The following is a 16,220-nucleotide window of genomic DNA, read 5'->3' on the forward strand; positions in this document are numbered from 1 at the left end:
TACATTACAGCGCCCGTGCGCGGCGCCACTGGATCAGTTCGGCGATGGTGAGGATCGGGAAGGCGCGCTCTTCGGCGAACTGTTCGATCTGCTCGCCGCGCATCATGGTGCCGTCCGGGTTCATCAGTTCGCACAGCACGGCGGCCGGCTGCAGCCCGGCCAGCTTGGCCAGGTCGACCGAGCCTTCGGTATGGCCGGCGCGCGCCAGCACGCCGCCTGGCGTGGCGCGCAGCGGGAATACGTGGCCGGGACGCACCAGGTCGTCCGGCTGCGCATTGCGCGCGATTGCGGCCTGGATGGTGGAGACGCGGTCCGCGGCCGAGACGCCGGTGGTCACGCCATGGCGGGCTTCGATCGAGACCGTGAACGGGGTGCCGTAGCGGCTGCCGTTCTCGGGCGCCATCGGCGGCAGCTCGAGCGCGCGCACCTTCTCGTCGGACAGGCACAGGCAGACAATGCCGCTGCATTCACGGATCATCAGCGCCATGGATGCGACGCTCAGTTTTTCGGCGGCGACGATCAGGTCGGCCTCGTTCTCGCGGTCGAAGTCGTCGAGCAGGATGACGGGGATACCGGCGCGCATGGCGGCCAGGGCGGCGGCGATACGACCTTCGAGATCATTGCTTTGAAGGGTGTAGGTAGGGACTAACATGTGAAACGCTCCTCGCATAGGTTGGCGAAAAACGCATCAGGGCAAAGCGAAACCGCGCACCTGTTCAACCGCGAAGGCGCGGGTGATCAGGCGCATGACAGCGCACATCTTCTTTCATCCGGACTATACCGTCGGCCCTGGCTTCTCACCAGGTCTGCTGACCCTGCTCAATGGGAGTTGAGCAAGCGCTCGCGGGCTCGACCCGTGAAGGTCATACCGCCGGTGGGGAATCGCACCCCGCCCCGAAGACGTAATTAAGTTGTTGCCTGCTGAGCAGCAGGCGGGAGGATTGTAGCAGCGGTGTGCGGAGTTTGCCGGAGGGCGGTCAAATCCTGGCTGCCGCTCCGTCTGTCAGTCTTGCTGGGTGTCCCATTGCCAGATAGTTTTTCCATACGATGACTCTACATCTGGAAATGCCTCGCCATGCGCGAGTCGACGCCTTGACGCTAGGCGCGCGGGGGTAAAGTAGTTACCCGGACGCGCCGTGAATGCATAGCGTGCGACCAAACTCGGAGCGAATGCGGGATTTAGTGAACTGTTCGCGCGGCCATACCAGGCGCCGGCCGCCATCCGGCTGCAGCAGGCCGACGCTCAATTCTTCGCCGATGAAGGATGACAGGTCGAGGTCGGTCGAGGTGCTGAGCGCTTCGACCTCGAAGCGGAACAACGCATTGACGGCCTCGCGTCCCGAAAAACGCTCCGCCACGAGCGATTGCGGCAGCCCGCCTTGCTGGCTGCTGGCCAGGGTGAGGAGCCGCGCATGCTGGCTCAGACCCGTGCCGAACAGGCCGAGCGAAGCGGGGGCGGGAAAGGCTCTCATGGGCGCGGGCAGGCCTGGATGGACATCGTGCACTCCGTCTCGTTGGCTGCAGTGTCGATCTTGAGAGAGCAGGTCTCCAGGTGATGCCTGCAGGCATGACGGTCGTCAAGCCGCACGTGAGATATGCGTGGTGGGTGGCTCGAAATAAAAAATGGCGCGGTGCCTGGAGGCGCCGCGCCATTTTGCTGAAAATTCAGTCGGTGCTCAGGTGCTCAGCCCACCGCCGCCGGCATGGTCGGCGCGCTCGATCAGCTCGACCTTGTAGCCGTCCGGATCGGTGATGAAGGCGATCACGGTGGTGCCGCCCTTGACCGGGCCCGGTTCGCGTGTGATGTTGCCGCCGGCGCCGCGCACTTGGTCGCAGGTGGCGTAGATGTCTTCGGCCGAGATCGCGATGTGGCCGTAGGCGCTGCCCATGTCGTAGCTGTCGGTGCCCCAGTTATAGGTCAGCTCGAGCTCGGCGTGGTCCGGATTGCTGCCGTAGCCGAGGAAGGCCAGGCTGTACTTGTATTCCGGATTGTCGCTGGTGCGCAGCAGTTTCATGCCCAGCACCTTGGTGTAGAAGTCGATGGAGCGTTGCAGGTCGCCGACCCTCAACATGGTATGCAGGATGCGCATTTTGGCTTGCCCTATGTGTTTCGAAGAACCGCCATTCTATGCGTTCGACGGCATCCTTGCCGGATGCGCCGCAGGCCGGACGGCCCGCGGCGCGCCGGATCAGTTCTCGAGCTTGGCGTCGAGCGTGATCGTCGCGTTCAGCAGCTTCGACACCGGGCAGTTTTCCTTGGCCGTGTTGGCCGCCTTGTCGAAGGCTTCCTGGCTCGCGCCCGGGATCTTGGCCACCAGCTCGAGGTGCACGGCCGTGATCGAGAAGCCGCCCTCGACCTTTTCCATCGACACCGTCGCCTTGGTGCGCAGCTCGTCGGCGGTCAGGCCGGCCTGGCCCAGCTGGCCCGACAGCGCCATCGTGAAGCAGCCCGCGTGCGCCGCGCCGATCAGCTCTTCGGGATTGGTGCCCGGCGCGTCTTCGAAGCGGGTGTTGAAGCCGTAGGGCTGGTCCTTGAGGGCGCCGCTGCCGGTCGATACCTGGCCCTTGCCATCCTTGATGCCGCCACTCCAGACTGCGCTGCCATCGCGTTTGATCGTCATGTGTTATTTCCTTTCAGTGTCGTTGTCGTTGTCTTCGGGCGCAGGCTCGGCGTCGTGGTCGCGCATATCGCGATGACGGTCCGGCTGCGGCTGGGCCTGGCCGGTGGCGCCAGGGGCGGGATCGACCGCCTCCGAAATACCGGGCGTGTTGCGCGAATCGGTGTCGACCAGGCCCTGCTCGAGGTCCTTGGCCGCCTGCTTCATGACGCCGCGCGGCGCCTGGTCTTGCCCGTCCGGCGTCTCGTCGCGTTCATGCGGCTGGCGTTTGGCGCCATCGTTGCTCATCGGTTCCTTCGTATTGACGAACCGGTCCTTGGATTCAGTCACCATGGTGCTCTCCTTTGTCATTTCGTCATTCCCATCGTAACTGTGTCGCATCGAAACAGTCGCGCAATTGAAAGCCGTAATTTGATGATGCTTTTTTGCAATTAGATGGCTAACATGGGAGCTTGACCGTATTGACGGAAAGCGCCGTGAGCTCCCACACCCTGACCGACCACGCCAGCATGCCCTGCAAGAACTGCGGCACGACCACGCACGGCAATTACTGCCAGCAGTGCGGGCAGGCCACCCACCTGCACGTGCCGAGCGCACGCGAATTCCTGCACGAGTTCATTGCCCACTACGTGGCGCTGGAGGGCAAGCTGTGGAAGTCGCTGGCCCTGCTGATCGCCCGGCCGGGTTTGCTGACCTGCGAATACATCCAGGGCCGCCGTGTGCGTTATCTCGAGCCGCTGCGCCTGTACCTCACCTTCAGCATCATTTTCTTTGCGCTGTTCAAGCTCAGTGGCGTCGAGGTGGCGCGCTTCGACGAGCCGACGCCGGCCCTGGCCGCCGCGGTGGCCGAAGGGCGCGCCAAGGAGACGGTGCTGGGCCCGGCCATGGGGGCGGACGCCGCCGAGTATGAAAGAGTCCTGGCCGTGCTCGACAAGAAGGCCAGCAATGTGCATCCGGTATTGCGCGACCGCGTGGCGCGCTTCCTGTCCCTGACCCCGGCAGCGCAGAGGGCAACGCTCAAGCAAGCCTTCTTCAGTTATACGCCGTATGCGATCTTCGCCATGATGCCGTTGTTCGCGCTGTACCTGAAGATACTGTACCTGGGCACCGGGCGCCGCTATGGCGAGCATTTCCTGTTCGCCCTGCATGTGAATGCCTTCGCCTTCCTGATGCTGTCGGTAATGATCCTGCTGCCGGAAAGCTGGAAATTCATCACTTTCGCGCTGTTGCTGTGGCTGGTGTTCTACCTGCCGGTGGCGATGCGCCGCGTCTACGAGCGCAGCTGGGTGGGCACCGTCGTCCGCTGGGTCATGCTGATCTTCGCGCACGTCGTGACCCTGGTCTCGGCCGTATTGACCGTGATGGTCATGGCAATGATGGGATGAACTTGCAGTGCAGGGGGAGCGCCCGCTATACTGTTCATCTATACAGTAGGAGCCTGTCCCGGTGGGTGGGAGTCGCTCCTGCCGCGCCTGGCAAGCGTGCGCTGCGTTGCTTGTCGTTGCATGGCTCGCCATGCGGCCTCCTCGCGCCTTGCTCACGCTTGCCATGCATCGGCATGAGCTTCCCCCCACCCACCGGGACAGGCTCCCATTACCGAGCGCCGTATGGCAGCCGCAGGGATTATCGGTTAATCTCCAGCGTGTCGTTTAACCCTATACTGCAGAGACCGTCATGCCCGCTTCGCCCCAACCGCAACAGATCATCGCGCTCGTTGTGCGGCATAACACGGCAGGCGTTGAAGAGCCGGTCGGCCGCATCCGCGATTTCCTGCAAGAGGCGGGCTACCGCGTGGTGTTCGAGGCCGATACCGCGGCCAACCTGCAACTGGACGATATCGACTCGATGACCGTGGCCGAGATCGGCGCGCAGGCGAAGATCGGGATCGTGGTCGGCGGCGACGGCACCATGCTTGGCATCGCGCGCCAGCTGGCCGCATACGACATCGCCCTGATCGGCATCAACCTGGGCCGGCTCGGTTTCATCACCGACATCCCGCTCGACGACATGCTGCCGGCGCTCAGCGAGATCCTGGAGGGCCGTTCGCGTCTGGAGGAACGCACCCTGCTCGAAGCGCGCGTGATGCGCGACGGCGAACAGATCTTCTGCAGCGTGGCCGTCAACGACGTGGTCGTGGCGCGCGGCACCGGCGCCGGCATGGTCGAACTCAAGCTGACCGTCGACGGTCAATTCATGTACAACCAGCGCTCGGACGGCCTGATCGTGTCCACGCCCACCGGCTCGACGGCCTATGCGCTGTCGGCCGGCGGTCCGCTGCTGCACCCGAGAATGAAGGGCACGGTGCTGGTGCCGATTGCGCCGCACGCGCTGTCGAACCGGCCGATCGTGGTGCCCGACGATAGCGAGATCGTGGTCGAGCTGGTCAGCGGACGCGACATCAGCGTGAACTTCGACATGCAGACCTTCACCAGCCTGCAACTGGGGGACCAGATCGTCATCTCGCGTTCGCCGCACACGATCACCTTCCTGCATCCGCTCGACTGGAGCTACTACCACACGCTGCGCCAGAAGCTGCACTGGAACGAATACCCCACCAACGACGGCAAGCTCAAGTAAGTCGCCACGATCCAGCGCCTGACCTGATCGCCACAGAATCGCCAATCACCGGAGACCCGATTTTTCATGCTGCGCACACTGACCATCCGCGACTTCGTCATCGTCGACGCCATCGAACTGGAGTTCTCGAACGGCTTTTCGGTGTTCACCGGTGAGACCGGCGCCGGCAAGTCGATCCTGATCGATGCGCTGCAACTGGCGCTGGGCGGACGCGGCGACGCCAGCATGGTGCGCGAAGGCGCGGCCAAAGCCGACATCACGGCCGATTTTTCGCCGACCGAGGCAGCCAGTGCCTGGCTCGAGCAGCATGAATTTGGCGTCGAGGAGGGCGGGGCGCTGCTGCGCCGCGTGATCGACAACGCCGGCCGCTCCAAGGCCTATATCAATGGCGTGGCCGCGACCGCAGCCCAGTTGCGCGAACTGGGAGAACTGCTGGTCGACATCCACGGCCAGCACGCCCACCAGTCGCTGCTCAAGCCGGATGCCCAGCGCGCGTTGCTCGACAACCAGATCGCGGTGCGCGATCCGCAGGCGCGCACCGAGGCGCAAGCCGTGTCGCAAGCCTGGCGCGCCTGGCGCGCGCTGGTGCGTCAGCGCGAAGAATACGAGACCAATGCCAAGAACGTGCTGATCGAGCGCGAGCGCCTCGAGTGGCAGGTCAGCGAGCTCGACAAACTGGCGCCAAAGGCCGGCGAATGGGTCGAGATCAGCAACGAACACAGCCGCCTGTCGCATGCCGCCAGCCTGCTCGAAGGCGCCCAGGAAGCCCTGGCCGCGATCTCGGAATCGGAGCATCCGATCCTGTCGCAGCTGTCCTCGCTCAACGCCAAGCTCGGCAAGCTGGTCGACGTCGACGCCCAGCTGCAGTCGGTGCTCGACTGCATGGAGCCGGCCCGCATCCAGCTGCAAGAGGCGGTGTCCGAGCTGAACAACTACATCGACAAGATCGAGCTCGACCCTGGGCGCCTGCGCGAAGTCGACGCCCGCATGGAGGCGCTGCACAGCGCCGCGCGCAAGTACCGCGTCACGCCCGAAGAACTGCCGGATGAACACGCACAATTGGCCACCAAGCTGCGCCAGCTGGCCGACGCCACCGATATCGAGGGCCTGCGCAAGCAGGAAGAAAAAGCCGCAGCCGCCTATATGGACGTGGCGGGGCGCCTGTCGGCGCGCCGCGTCAAGGCCGCCGCCGAACTGGGCACGCAAGTGACGGCCGCGATGCAAGAACTGAGCATGAGCGGCGGCAGCTTCGCCATCGGTCTCAACAGCGGCGAGCCGGGCGCGCATGGCCTCGAACAGGTTGAATTTTTGGTCGCCGGCCATGCCGGCGTGGCGCCGCGTCCGCTGGCCAAGGTGGCCTCGGGCGGCGAACTGGCGCGCATCTCGCTGGCGATCTCGGTGATCACCTCGAACGCGACCACGGTGCCGACCCTGATCTTCGACGAGGTCGACACCGGCATCGGCGGCGGCGTGGCGGAGGTGGTGGGGCGCCTGTTGAAGCGCCTGGGCCGGCAGCGCCAGGTGCTGTGCGTGACCCACTTGCCGCAGGTGGCGAGCCAGGCCAACCAGCATTTCCAGGTGGCCAAGGGCACGACGGGCGAAGGCCGCACCGTGTCGCGCATCGACGTGCTCGACAGCCGCGCGCGGGTCGAGGAGGTGGCGCGCATGCTGGGCGGGATCGAGATCACCGAGACCACGCGCAAGCATGCGCGGGAGCTGCTCGCTTCCTGACATTGGCCAACAGCCTCCACACGTCGTTCCCGCGAAGGCGGGAACCCAAGGTTGCTGGCGTTGACGCTCCGCTTGACGGTATTGGCGGCGCGGAGGACTTGGGTTCCCGCCTGCGCGGGAACGACGTGTTTAAGGCGCGGGAACGACGTGTTTAAGGCGCGGGAACGACGTGTTTAAGGCGCGGGAACGACGTGCGTGCGGCGCGGACAACAACGAAGTGCCCGGTCTGCACCTATCCAATTAGTTGTCATGCCGCTTTCTTCATTCTGTGGCAGAGTGACGTTCGACCTGCGGCCCTCACGCCGCAGCATCGTTCGCCAACCCAACCATGGAAGGAATTCGCATGAGCATCGAAAAAGTCCTGTACCGCGCCCAAGCCACCTCGCAAGGCGGCCGTGAAGGCACCTCGAAAAGTTCCGATGGTGTTCTTGACCTGAAGCTGAGCACGCCGAAGGAACTCGGCGGCGGCGGCGGCTCGGGCACGAATCCTGAGCAGCTGTTCGCGGCCGGCTACTCGGCCTGCTTCCTGGGCGCCCTGAAGTTCGTGGCCGGCCAGGCCAAGGTCGCGCTGCCGCAAGACCTGACCATCACCGGCGACGTCGGCATCGGCCAGATCCCGACCGGCTTCGGCATCGAAGTCGACCTCACCATCAAGGCCCCGGGCATGGACCAGGCCCAGCTGCAAGAGCTGGTCGACAAGGCCCACATCGTGTGCCCGTACTCGAACGCCACCCGTGGCAACATCGACGTGCGCCTGCACGTGAACACCTGATTCCCGGCGGTTAGAACAATTTCCGTGGCGGCAGCGCCACGGAAGGTGGTGGCGCCACTCCGGCAAAAGGGGGCGTCATCCGCTTTGCAGATACCCCCCCACTTATAATAGACAGGTCCTGTCCTACTTTCCTGTCTATGCCATTTCGTAAAGAACCGCCTCACATTCACGGTACCGTGTCGCCCAGCGCGATCGTCCTGGTCAACCTCGGCACCCCGGACGAGCCGACCCGCTCGAGCGTGCGCCGCTACCTGAAGCAGTTCCTGTCCGATCCGCGCGTGGTCGAGATCCCCAGCCGCATCTGGTGGTTCATCCTGAACCTGTTCATCCTGCCGTTCCGTTCCGGCCAGTCGGCCGCCAAGTACCGCACCATCTGGACCCGCGAAGGCTCGCCCCTGCGCATCCACACCGCCCAGCAGGCGGCAAAACTGCAGGCCGTGCTGGCCGAACGTGGCCACGAAGACGTCAAGGTGGCGATGGCCATGCGCTACGGCACGCCGTCCCTGCCCGACGTGCTCGACCAGCTGAAGGCCGACGGTTGCGACCGCATCGTCGTGCTGCCCGCCTACCCGCAGTATTCCGGCACCACCACCGCCTCGATTTGGGACTCGGTGTTTCAACATTACGCACGCGTGCGCAACGTGCCCGAGCTGCGCCTGGTGAAGCACTACCACGACCACGAAGGCTATATCAACGCGCTGCGTGACAGCGTGCAGGCCCACTGGGACGCCCACGGCCGCGGCCAGAAACTGGTGATGAGCTTCCACGGCACGCCCAAGCGCACCCTGGAGCTGGGCGACCCGTATTTCTGCGAGTGCCAGAAGACCGGGCGCCTGCTGGCCGACGCGCTCGAGCTCGCGCCGGACGACTACCTCGTCACCTTCCAGTCGCGCTTCGGCAAGGCCGAATGGCTGCAGCCGTACACCGCGCCGACCGTGCAGCAGCTGGCGCGTGATGGCGTCGAGCGCATCGACGTCATCTGTCCGGGCTTTACCAGCGACTGCCTCGAGACGCTGGAAGAGATCTCGATGGAAGTGCGGCACGATTTCATCTCGAACGGCGGCAAGGAATTCAACTACATTCCCTGCCTGAACGCCTCGCCGTCCTGGATCCGCGGCATGGCCGAGATCGCCGAGCAGCACCTGATCGGCTGGCCCACGATCCAGACCCCGGCCCAGCGCGAAGCACGCCGCCTCGACGCCGAGCGCGGCGCGCAGAACGCGGCCCGCCTGGGCGCTTGAGCCACATGTCGGCGCCAGGCCGGCATCGATTCCACGGCCACCGCATAAGCGCTTGCTTATTGACAACCTGCTAAAATGCCAGGTTGTTGGTGCTGGGCGCCGTATTTATCCCTTTTTCAAATGCCATCTCTGCAATTCCCCTTGAAATTGTAGGAGATCGCCCCATCTGGGGCGCTGTGTATCGATCCGGATACGTTTCTAACTCAGCCAAGTCCTTGATTCTAGGAGTTTTTCCGATGCAAGACCAAGAAAACAAAGAGGTGCTCGACCAGCAAGCTGGCGAAGCGCCTGCCGCTGACGCCACTGAGGGTGCGACCGCACAAGCCGCCGCGCCGGCCACTCCATCGGCCGAGCCGGGCCTCGAAGAACAACTGAGCGCTACCGAAGCCAAGCTGGCCGAGATGCATGACGCCTTCATGCGCGCCAAGGCCGAAGCGGACAATATCCGCCGCCGCGCCCAGGAAGACGTGAGCAAGGCCCATAAATTCGCCATCGAAAGCTTCGCCGAGGCCATGGTGCCGGTGCGCGACAGCCTGGAAATGGCCATCAAGGTCGAAGCCCCGACGGTCGAATCGATCCGTGAAGGCGTGGAAATGACCCTCAAGCAGCTCACCGCCGCCTTCGAGAAGAACCGCCTGGTCGAAGTGATGCCGCAGGCGGGCGACAAGCTGGACCCGAACAAGCACCAGGCCGTGGCCGTCGTGCCGTCGGAACAGGAAGCTAACACCGTGGTCACCGTGCTGCAAAAGGGCTATATGATCGCCGACCGCCTGCTGCGTCCGGCCATCGTGACCGCCGCGGCGCCGAAATAAGGAGCGGCAGCGGCATCTGTGTGTGTTCTGACTGACGCTGTCAACTGAGCCACTTGAAAGCACGCTGCTCCTTCCCAATATTGAATCCATCAGAAATTCACAAATACTAAAGGAACACATCATGGGCAAAATCATCGGTATCGACCTGGGCACCACCAACTCCTGCGTTGCCATCATGGAAAACGGTACCCCGAAGGTGATCGAGAACGCCGAAGGTGCGCGCACCACGCCGTCGATCATCGCCTACCAGGAAGACGGCGAGATCCTCGTCGGCGCGCCGGCCAAGCGCCAGGCAGTGACCAATCCAAAGAACACCCTGTTCGCCGTCAAGCGCCTCATCGGCCGCAAGTTCGACGAGAAGGAAGTGCAGAAAGACATCTCGCTGATGCCGTACCAGATCGTCAAGGCCGACAATGGCGACGCCTGGGTCGGTGTGCGCGACAAGAAACTGGCAGCCCAGCAGATCTCGGCTGAAGTCCTGCGCAAGATGAAGAAGACCGCCGAGGATTACCTGGGCGAAGAAGTCACCGAAGCCGTCATCACCGTGCCGGCCTATTTCAACGACTCGCAGCGCCAGGCAACGAAAGACGCCGGCCGCATCGCCGGCCTGGACGTCAAGCGCATCATCAACGAGCCGACCGCGGCTGCGCTGGCATTCGGCCTGGACAAGACCGACAAGGGCGACCGCAAGATCGCCGTGTATGACCTGGGCGGCGGCACCTTCGACGTCTCGATCATCGAGATCGCGGACGTGGACGGCGAGAAGCAGTTCGAAGTGCTGTCGACCAACGGCGACACCTTCCTGGGCGGCGAAGACTTCGACCAGCGCGTGATCGACTACATCATCGACGAATTCAAGAAGATCAACGGCCTCGACCTGTCGAAAGACCCGATCGCCCTGCAGCGCATCAAGGCCTCGGCCGAGCGCGCCAAGATCGAACTGTCGTCGTCGCAGCAGACCGAGATCAACGAGCCGTACATCGCCATGGCGAACGGCGCGCCGGTCCACCTGAACCTGAAAATCACCCGCGCCAAGCTGGAGTCGCTGGTCGAGGAACTGATTGCCAAGACCATCGAGCCATGCCGCATCGCCATCAAGGATGCCGGCGTCAAGGTCTCGGACATCGACGACATCATCCTGGTCGGCGGCATGACCCGCATGCCGAAGGTGCAAGAGAAGGTGAAAGAGTTCTTCGGCAAGGACGCACGCAAGGACGTGAACCCGGACGAAGCCGTCGCCGTCGGCGCCGCGATTCAAGGTTCGGTCCTGTCGGGCGAGCGCAAGGATCTGCTGCTGCTGGACGTGACCCCGCTGTCGCTGGGCATCGAGACCCTGGGCGGCGTGATGACCAAGATGATCCACAAGAACACCACGATCCCGACCAAGTTCTCGCAGGTGTTCTCGACCGCCGACGACAACCAGCCGGCCGTGACCATCAAGGTCTACCAGGGCGAGCGTGAAATCGCGCAAGGCAACAAGAGCTTGGGCGAATTCAACCTGGAAGGCATCCCGCCGGCAGCACGCGGTACGCCACAGATTGAAGTGACCTTCGACATCGACGCCAATGGCATCCTGCACGTCGGCGCGAAAGACAAGGCCACCGGCAAGGAAAACAAGATCACCATCAAGGCCAACTCGGGCCTGTCGGAAGAAGAAATCCAGAAGATGGTGAAGGACGCCGAGCTGAACGCGGAAGAAGACAAGAAGGTCAAGGAAATGGCCGAAGCCCGTAACCAGGGCGACGCGCTGGTTCACTCGACCCGCAAGTCGCTGACCGAATACGGCGACAAGCTGGACGCGGCAGAGAAAGAGAAGATCGAAGCGGCGATCACCGACCTGGAAGGCGCGATCAAGAGCGGCGACAAGGCGGACATCGATGCCAAGACCGCGGCCCTGTCGAGCGCAGCGCAATCGCTGGGCGAGAAGATGTATGCCGACATGCAGGCGCAGCAGGCAGGCGGCGCGGGCGCTGCTGGTGCAGGTGCAGCCGGTGCGGCCGGTGGCGAACAGTCGGCCAAGCAGGACGACGATGTGGTCGACGCCGACTTCAAGGAAGTGAAGGACGCCAAGTAAGCGTCTTTGGCGCGGGAACGAACAGCTTCCCGCGCACAGGCCGAGCCGATACCTTCACTGGTTCATCGGCTCGGTTTTTTTGGTTTAGAGAATTGAAGCAGACTACTTTAGGTGCCGACCATGGCGAAGCGTGATTTTTACGAGATCCTCGGGGTCGCAAAGGGTGCGTCGGAAGACGAGATCAAGAAGTCGTATCGCAAGCTTGCGATGAAGTACCACCCTGACCGCAACCCGGACAACAAGGAAGCGGAAGAGAAGTTCAAGGAGGTCAAAGAGGCCTACGAGATGCTGACCAATCCGGAGAAGCGCGAAGCGTATGACCGCTACGGTCACGCCGGCGTCGATCCGAACAGCGGCATGGGCGGCGGCTTCGGCGGCGGCGCGGGCGGTTTCGGCGATGCCTTCGGCGACATCTTCGGCGACATCTTCGGCGGCGGCCGCGGCGGCCGCGGTGGCGGTCCGCAGGTGTACCGCGGCGCCGACCTGCGCTACAACCTCGAGATCACGCTGGAACAGGCGGCCCACGGCTTCGACACCACGATCCGCGTGCCGAGCTGGGACAAGTGCGACACCTGCCACGGCAGCGGCGCCAAGCCGGGCACCCAGCCCGTCACCTGCACCACCTGCGCCGGCCACGGCCAGGTGCGCATGCAGCAGGGCTTCTTCAGCATCCAGCAGACCTGCCCGAAATGCCATGGCAGCGGCAAGATCATCCCCGAGCCGTGCGCGGCCTGCGGCGGCGCCGGACGCATCAAGCGTAACAAGACGCTGGAAGTGAAGATCCCGGCCGGCATCGACAATGGCATGCGCATCCGCTCGTCGGGCAATGGCGAGCCGGGCACCAACGGCGGGCCGCCGGGCGACCTGTATGTGGAGATCCACATCAAGCAGCACGCGGTGTTCCAGCGCGAAGGCGACGACCTGCATTGCGAAATGCCGATCTCGTTTTCCAAGGCAGCCCTGGGCGGCGAAATCGAGGTGCCGACGCTTACCGGCAAGGTGTCGTTCACGGTGCCCGAAGGCACCCAGACCGGCAAGACCTTCCGCCTGAAGGGCAAGGGCATCAAGAACGTGCGCTCGGGCTATACCGGCGATTTGTTCTGCCACGTGGTGGTCGAGACCCCGGTCAAGCTCACCGACAAGCAGAAGGAACTGCTGCGCGAGTTCGACCGCCTGACGTCCGAAGGCGGCGCCAAGCACAGCCCGCAAAGCAAGGGCTGGATGGACAAGGTCAAGGACTTCTTCGAATAAGCTGTTGTACTCAACCGCCGGCGGGCACATGCCCCCGGCGGTTTTTTTTCGCCTGGTCCGGCCGCAGCCAGCCGCCACGCAACGCTGTTACACTTCACGTATTTTGAGGAGCACCGCCGAAACGTCCGCACAAGATGGGCCCGGCAACGTCGAACGGGAAGCCTCCCGCCCGACGGCAACACGACAATATAAGGAATCACGATGGACAAGTACAAGACCAAGGGACTGACCGCGGCGGAGCTGTTTGAGCGGAATCGCACCTGGGCCGCCTCGATGGTGGCCGAAGACCCGAACTTCTTCAAGGCGCTGCAAGACCAGCAGGCGCCCGAATACCTGTGGATTGGCTGCTCGGACAGCCGCGTGCCGGCCAACGAGCTGCTGGGCATGGCGCCGGGCGAGCTGTTCGTGCACCGGAACATCGCCAATGTGGTCGTGCACTCCGACCTGAACTGCCTGTCGGTGCTGCAGTTCGCGATCGACGTACTCAAGGTCAAGCACATCATCATCTGCGGCCACTACGGCTGCTCGGGCGTGCATGCGGCGCTGACAGACATCCGCGTCGGCCTGGCCGACAACTGGCTCGGCCACGTGCGCGACGTGCGCGAGAAGCACGGAAAATACCTGGGCAACGTGGCCGGCCGCGCCGCCACCAACCGCCTGGTCGAACTGAACGTGGCCGAACAGGTCATGAACACCGCCCACACCACCATCGTGCGCGACGCCTGGGAACGCGGCCAGCCGCTGACCATCCACAGCTGGGTGTATGGCGTGCACGACGGCCTGCTGCGTGACCTGGGCATCACGGTCAGCAGCTTCGACGAGATCGCGCCGAAGCTCGAGCGCGTACTCAACGGCTACCTGGACGGCGGAGACGTGCGTGACGAACGCCGCGGACAGTGATCTCGCGCGCCTGCGCGCCATCGTCCGTACCTTCGTCGACGAGCGCGACTGGGACCAGTTCCACACACCCAAGAACCTCGCCTCGGCCCTCTCCGTCGAGGCGGCCGAGTTGCTGGAGCATTTCCAGTGGCTGCAGTCGGGCCGCGCCGACGAACTCGGCGCCGGCAAGCTGAACGAGGTGCGCCACGAGATGGCCGACGTGCTGGTGTACCTGGTGCGGCTGGCCGACAAGCTGGACGTCGACCTGTTCCAGGCGGTGGAAGAGAAGATGGTGCTCAACCGCGCCAAGTATCCTGCCGAACTTGTGCGCGGCGATATGCGCAAGTACGACGAATACAAGAAGTAGCGTGAAGGCTTGCCTTCCACGCGCTCGACCTGCGCCTGCAGGCGAGCAGGACCTGCCGCGGCGCCGCCCGCGGCAGGTCCTTCAAGCCAGGTTGGCGACGTCGTCGCCGACCATGGCAGGGGCTGGTCAATCCTTGCGCTGCCTGCGACGGCGGGTGGCAGCCACACCCAGCATGCCGGCGCCGAGCGTGAGCAGGGTAGCCGGTTCAGGCACTTCGCTGACCACCGGCCTGGTGATGTCGGCCGTCAGCCGCGAGTCGTCGAACCAGACGTCCTGCTGGAGACAGGTAAAGATGAAGGGGGTGCAGCCCACGCTGATCGACACGTCCACGACGCCCGTGGCCTGCAACAAGGTCGCGACATCGAAGACGTAGTTCTGCCCGAAGAACGAAACGTTGTGAATCGTGTGCGACGTGAGATTGTTGAACGACAGCGTCACCGATTCGCGCACGATGGAGAACGGATCGGTCAGGTCGTACAGGTCGACGACCAGCGAGGCCCAATTGACCGTCGGACCTGGCAGGCCGAAGCCTGTCATGTCGTGGGTGTACGAAAATGGATTGTTGGTCGTAATTCGTACGTCGATCGGGTTGTAATAATCGGAAATCATTTCCGCGTTGGCGCTACCAGCTGCGCACATCCCCAAGGTTGCAACAGCAAGCATTTTTTTCAGGACTTTCATGATTACCCTCCGTTTTGGTTTGATTTCGAGTAACACGTCGCTTCGATATGAAGCATGGGGCACTATGCAAGTCGCGTGCCACTGTTGAGCGTTTGATTAAAATCAAAGGCTTACCCAAAACGCATGGAATTTTTACCAACTGTATGTAACTTTGCCCGACACCACCAAATGGTGTAGGGACTTTGTCTGCCTGTTTTTTTCCCGTTCACATTGATCTAAGAACGTTTCGTGACGGCCCGTAACGTGTGGGCAGGGCTCGCCGATGTCCGTTAAGCTTTTGACATGGAATCGCATTTTTATTAGCAGATCGGCAGGAGAAACGCCCCGCTGGCGTTGTGTTTGATCTGGATTAAAGGCCCCCGCGCTGGATCCGGTTGTTTCGGTCTCGTGCGCTTAACACAAGGTAGAACCCATGCGCCCCATCGTCATCGTTCCCGCATGCACGCGAGATTTCGGCGAGCACCCGTATCACGCGGCCCAGCACAAGTATGTCGACGCCGTCACCCTCGGCGCCGATTGCGCGTCCCTGATCCTGCCGTCGCTCGGCGCGTCGCTGGACCTGGACACCATGTTCGGCACCATCGACGGCATCATGCTGACCGGTTCGGCATCGAATGTGCATCCCAGTTATTACTCTGAGGAAGTGCTCGATCCCTCGCTGCCCCAGGATCCGGCGCGCGACCAGACCACCTTGCCGCTGATCCGTGAGGCGGTGCGGCGCGGTGTGCCGATCATCGCGATCTGCCGCGGCTTCCAGGAGATGAACGTGGCGCTGGGCGGCAGCCTGCACCAGGCGGTGCAGACCGTCGCCGGCAAGTTCGACCACCGCGAGAAAGCCGAGTTGGGCATGGATGAGCAGTACGGCGACGCCCACAACGTCAGCCTGTGCCCCGGCGGCTTGCTGGAGCGCATCCTGGGCGTGCCCGAGATCCCCGTCAATTCGCTGCACGGGCAGGGCGTGAACGAACTGGCGCCCGGCCTGACGGTCGAAGCTCTGGCGGAAGACGGTCTGGTGGAGGCGTTTACCGTGTCGAACGCGCCCGGTTTCACCTTGGCCGTGCAGTGGCATCCCGAGTGGCGCATCCAGCACAATCCGTATTCGATGAAGATGTTCGGGGCCTTCGGCCAGGCGTGCCGCGAGTATCACGAACGACGCTGCGAGAATTACGAACGGCGCCGGAGCGCCGTATGAGCGCCTCTGCCAAGGGGGCGAGACC

Annotated in this window: 17 protein-coding genes and 1 riboswitch; of the genes, 11 read left to right on the forward strand and 6 right to left on the reverse strand. The window is 63.5% G+C overall.

Going from position 1 to position 16,220, the window contains the following annotated elements; translation table 11 throughout:
- Positions 1-4: 4 nt before the first annotated feature.
- The 5 genes from ribB to AC3A6F_RS13630 form a co-directional block, all read right to left on the reverse strand.
- On the reverse strand, positions 5-652 hold the full coding sequence (ribB, locus tag AC3A6F_RS13610) for a 3,4-dihydroxy-2-butanone-4-phosphate synthase (RefSeq protein ID WP_487681547.1): 648 nt from the start codon (positions 650-652) through the stop codon (positions 5-7).
- 102 nt (positions 653-754) lie between these two features.
- Positions 755-906, reverse strand: a riboswitch (FMN riboswitch).
- Between the two features lie 215 nt (positions 907-1,121).
- On the reverse strand, positions 1,122-1,472 hold the full coding sequence (locus AC3A6F_RS13615; protein WP_487681549.1) for a hypothetical protein: 351 nt from the start codon (positions 1,470-1,472) through the stop codon (positions 1,122-1,124).
- A 204-nt stretch (positions 1,473-1,676) separates the two neighbouring features.
- Positions 1,677-2,090, reverse strand: a complete 414-nt coding sequence (gene gloA / locus AC3A6F_RS13620; protein WP_487681551.1) for a lactoylglutathione lyase — start codon at positions 2,088-2,090, stop codon at positions 1,677-1,679.
- Positions 2,091-2,189: 99 nt separating this feature from the next.
- Positions 2,190-2,621, reverse strand: coding sequence for an OsmC family protein (locus tag AC3A6F_RS13625; RefSeq protein ID WP_487681553.1), 432 nt, complete (start codon positions 2,619-2,621; stop codon positions 2,190-2,192).
- Between the two features lie 3 nt (positions 2,622-2,624).
- Positions 2,625-2,951 (reverse strand): hypothetical protein, encoded by a 327-nt coding sequence (locus tag AC3A6F_RS13630; RefSeq protein ID WP_487681555.1) that lies wholly within the window; start codon positions 2,949-2,951, stop codon positions 2,625-2,627.
- 143 nt (positions 2,952-3,094) lie between these two features.
- Between AC3A6F_RS13630 and AC3A6F_RS13635 the strand changes: the two genes are divergently transcribed.
- From AC3A6F_RS13635 to AC3A6F_RS13680, 10 genes are all read left to right on the forward strand, one after another.
- Positions 3,095-4,003 (forward strand): DUF3667 domain-containing protein, encoded by a 909-nt coding sequence (locus AC3A6F_RS13635; protein WP_487681557.1) that lies wholly within the window; start codon positions 3,095-3,097, stop codon positions 4,001-4,003.
- A 289-nt stretch (positions 4,004-4,292) separates the two neighbouring features.
- On the forward strand, positions 4,293-5,195 hold the full coding sequence (locus AC3A6F_RS13640; protein ID WP_487681558.1) for an NAD kinase: 903 nt from the start codon (positions 4,293-4,295) through the stop codon (positions 5,193-5,195).
- Positions 5,196-5,261: 66 nt separating this feature from the next.
- Positions 5,262-6,926: a DNA repair protein RecN gene (recN, locus tag AC3A6F_RS13645; protein ID WP_487681560.1), complete on the forward strand. Its 1,665-nt coding sequence runs from the start codon at positions 5,262-5,264 to the stop codon at positions 6,924-6,926.
- A gap of 343 nt (positions 6,927-7,269) precedes the next feature.
- Positions 7,270-7,698 carry an organic hydroperoxide resistance protein gene (locus AC3A6F_RS13650; protein ID WP_147935640.1) on the forward strand — a complete coding sequence of 143 codons (429 nt, stop codon included), beginning with the start codon at positions 7,270-7,272 and terminating at the stop codon, positions 7,696-7,698.
- Between the two features lie 137 nt (positions 7,699-7,835).
- Positions 7,836-8,939, forward strand: coding sequence for a ferrochelatase (hemH, locus tag AC3A6F_RS13655; protein WP_487681563.1), 1,104 nt, complete (start codon positions 7,836-7,838; stop codon positions 8,937-8,939).
- Positions 8,940-9,175: 236 nt separating this feature from the next.
- A complete protein-coding gene (gene grpE / locus AC3A6F_RS13660) occupies positions 9,176-9,751 on the forward strand; it encodes a nucleotide exchange factor GrpE (RefSeq protein WP_123069020.1) in 576 nt (191 codons plus the stop codon).
- Between the two features lie 121 nt (positions 9,752-9,872).
- Entirely contained in the window at positions 9,873-11,825 is a 1,953-nt protein-coding gene (gene dnaK, locus AC3A6F_RS13665; RefSeq protein WP_487681565.1) for a molecular chaperone DnaK, read from the forward strand.
- 120 nt (positions 11,826-11,945) lie between these two features.
- Positions 11,946-13,076 carry a molecular chaperone DnaJ gene (dnaJ, locus tag AC3A6F_RS13670; protein ID WP_487681567.1) on the forward strand — a complete coding sequence of 377 codons (1,131 nt, stop codon included), beginning with the start codon at positions 11,946-11,948 and terminating at the stop codon, positions 13,074-13,076.
- Between the two features lie 201 nt (positions 13,077-13,277).
- Positions 13,278-13,976, forward strand: a complete 699-nt coding sequence (gene can, locus AC3A6F_RS13675; protein ID WP_487681569.1) for a carbonate dehydratase — start codon at positions 13,278-13,280, stop codon at positions 13,974-13,976.
- Positions 13,954-14,322: a nucleotide pyrophosphohydrolase gene (locus AC3A6F_RS13680; protein WP_487681571.1), complete on the forward strand. Its 369-nt coding sequence runs from the start codon at positions 13,954-13,956 to the stop codon at positions 14,320-14,322. The genes can and AC3A6F_RS13680 overlap by 23 nt, the downstream gene beginning before the upstream one ends.
- Positions 14,323-14,448: 126 nt before the next feature.
- On the opposite strand, the gene AC3A6F_RS13685 is transcribed toward AC3A6F_RS13680, so the two are convergent.
- Positions 14,449-15,003, reverse strand: a complete 555-nt coding sequence (locus AC3A6F_RS13685) for a PEP-CTERM sorting domain-containing protein (protein WP_487681573.1) — start codon at positions 15,001-15,003, stop codon at positions 14,449-14,451.
- A gap of 412 nt (positions 15,004-15,415) precedes the next feature.
- Here AC3A6F_RS13685 and AC3A6F_RS13690 point away from each other — a divergent pair, with 412 nt between their 5' ends.
- Positions 15,416-16,195 carry a gamma-glutamyl-gamma-aminobutyrate hydrolase family protein gene (locus AC3A6F_RS13690; RefSeq protein ID WP_487681575.1) on the forward strand — a complete coding sequence of 260 codons (780 nt, stop codon included), beginning with the start codon at positions 15,416-15,418 and terminating at the stop codon, positions 16,193-16,195.
- Positions 16,196-16,220: the final 25 nt, after the last annotated feature.

Source organism: Massilia sp. Soil_C_3 (assembly GCF_057657035.1).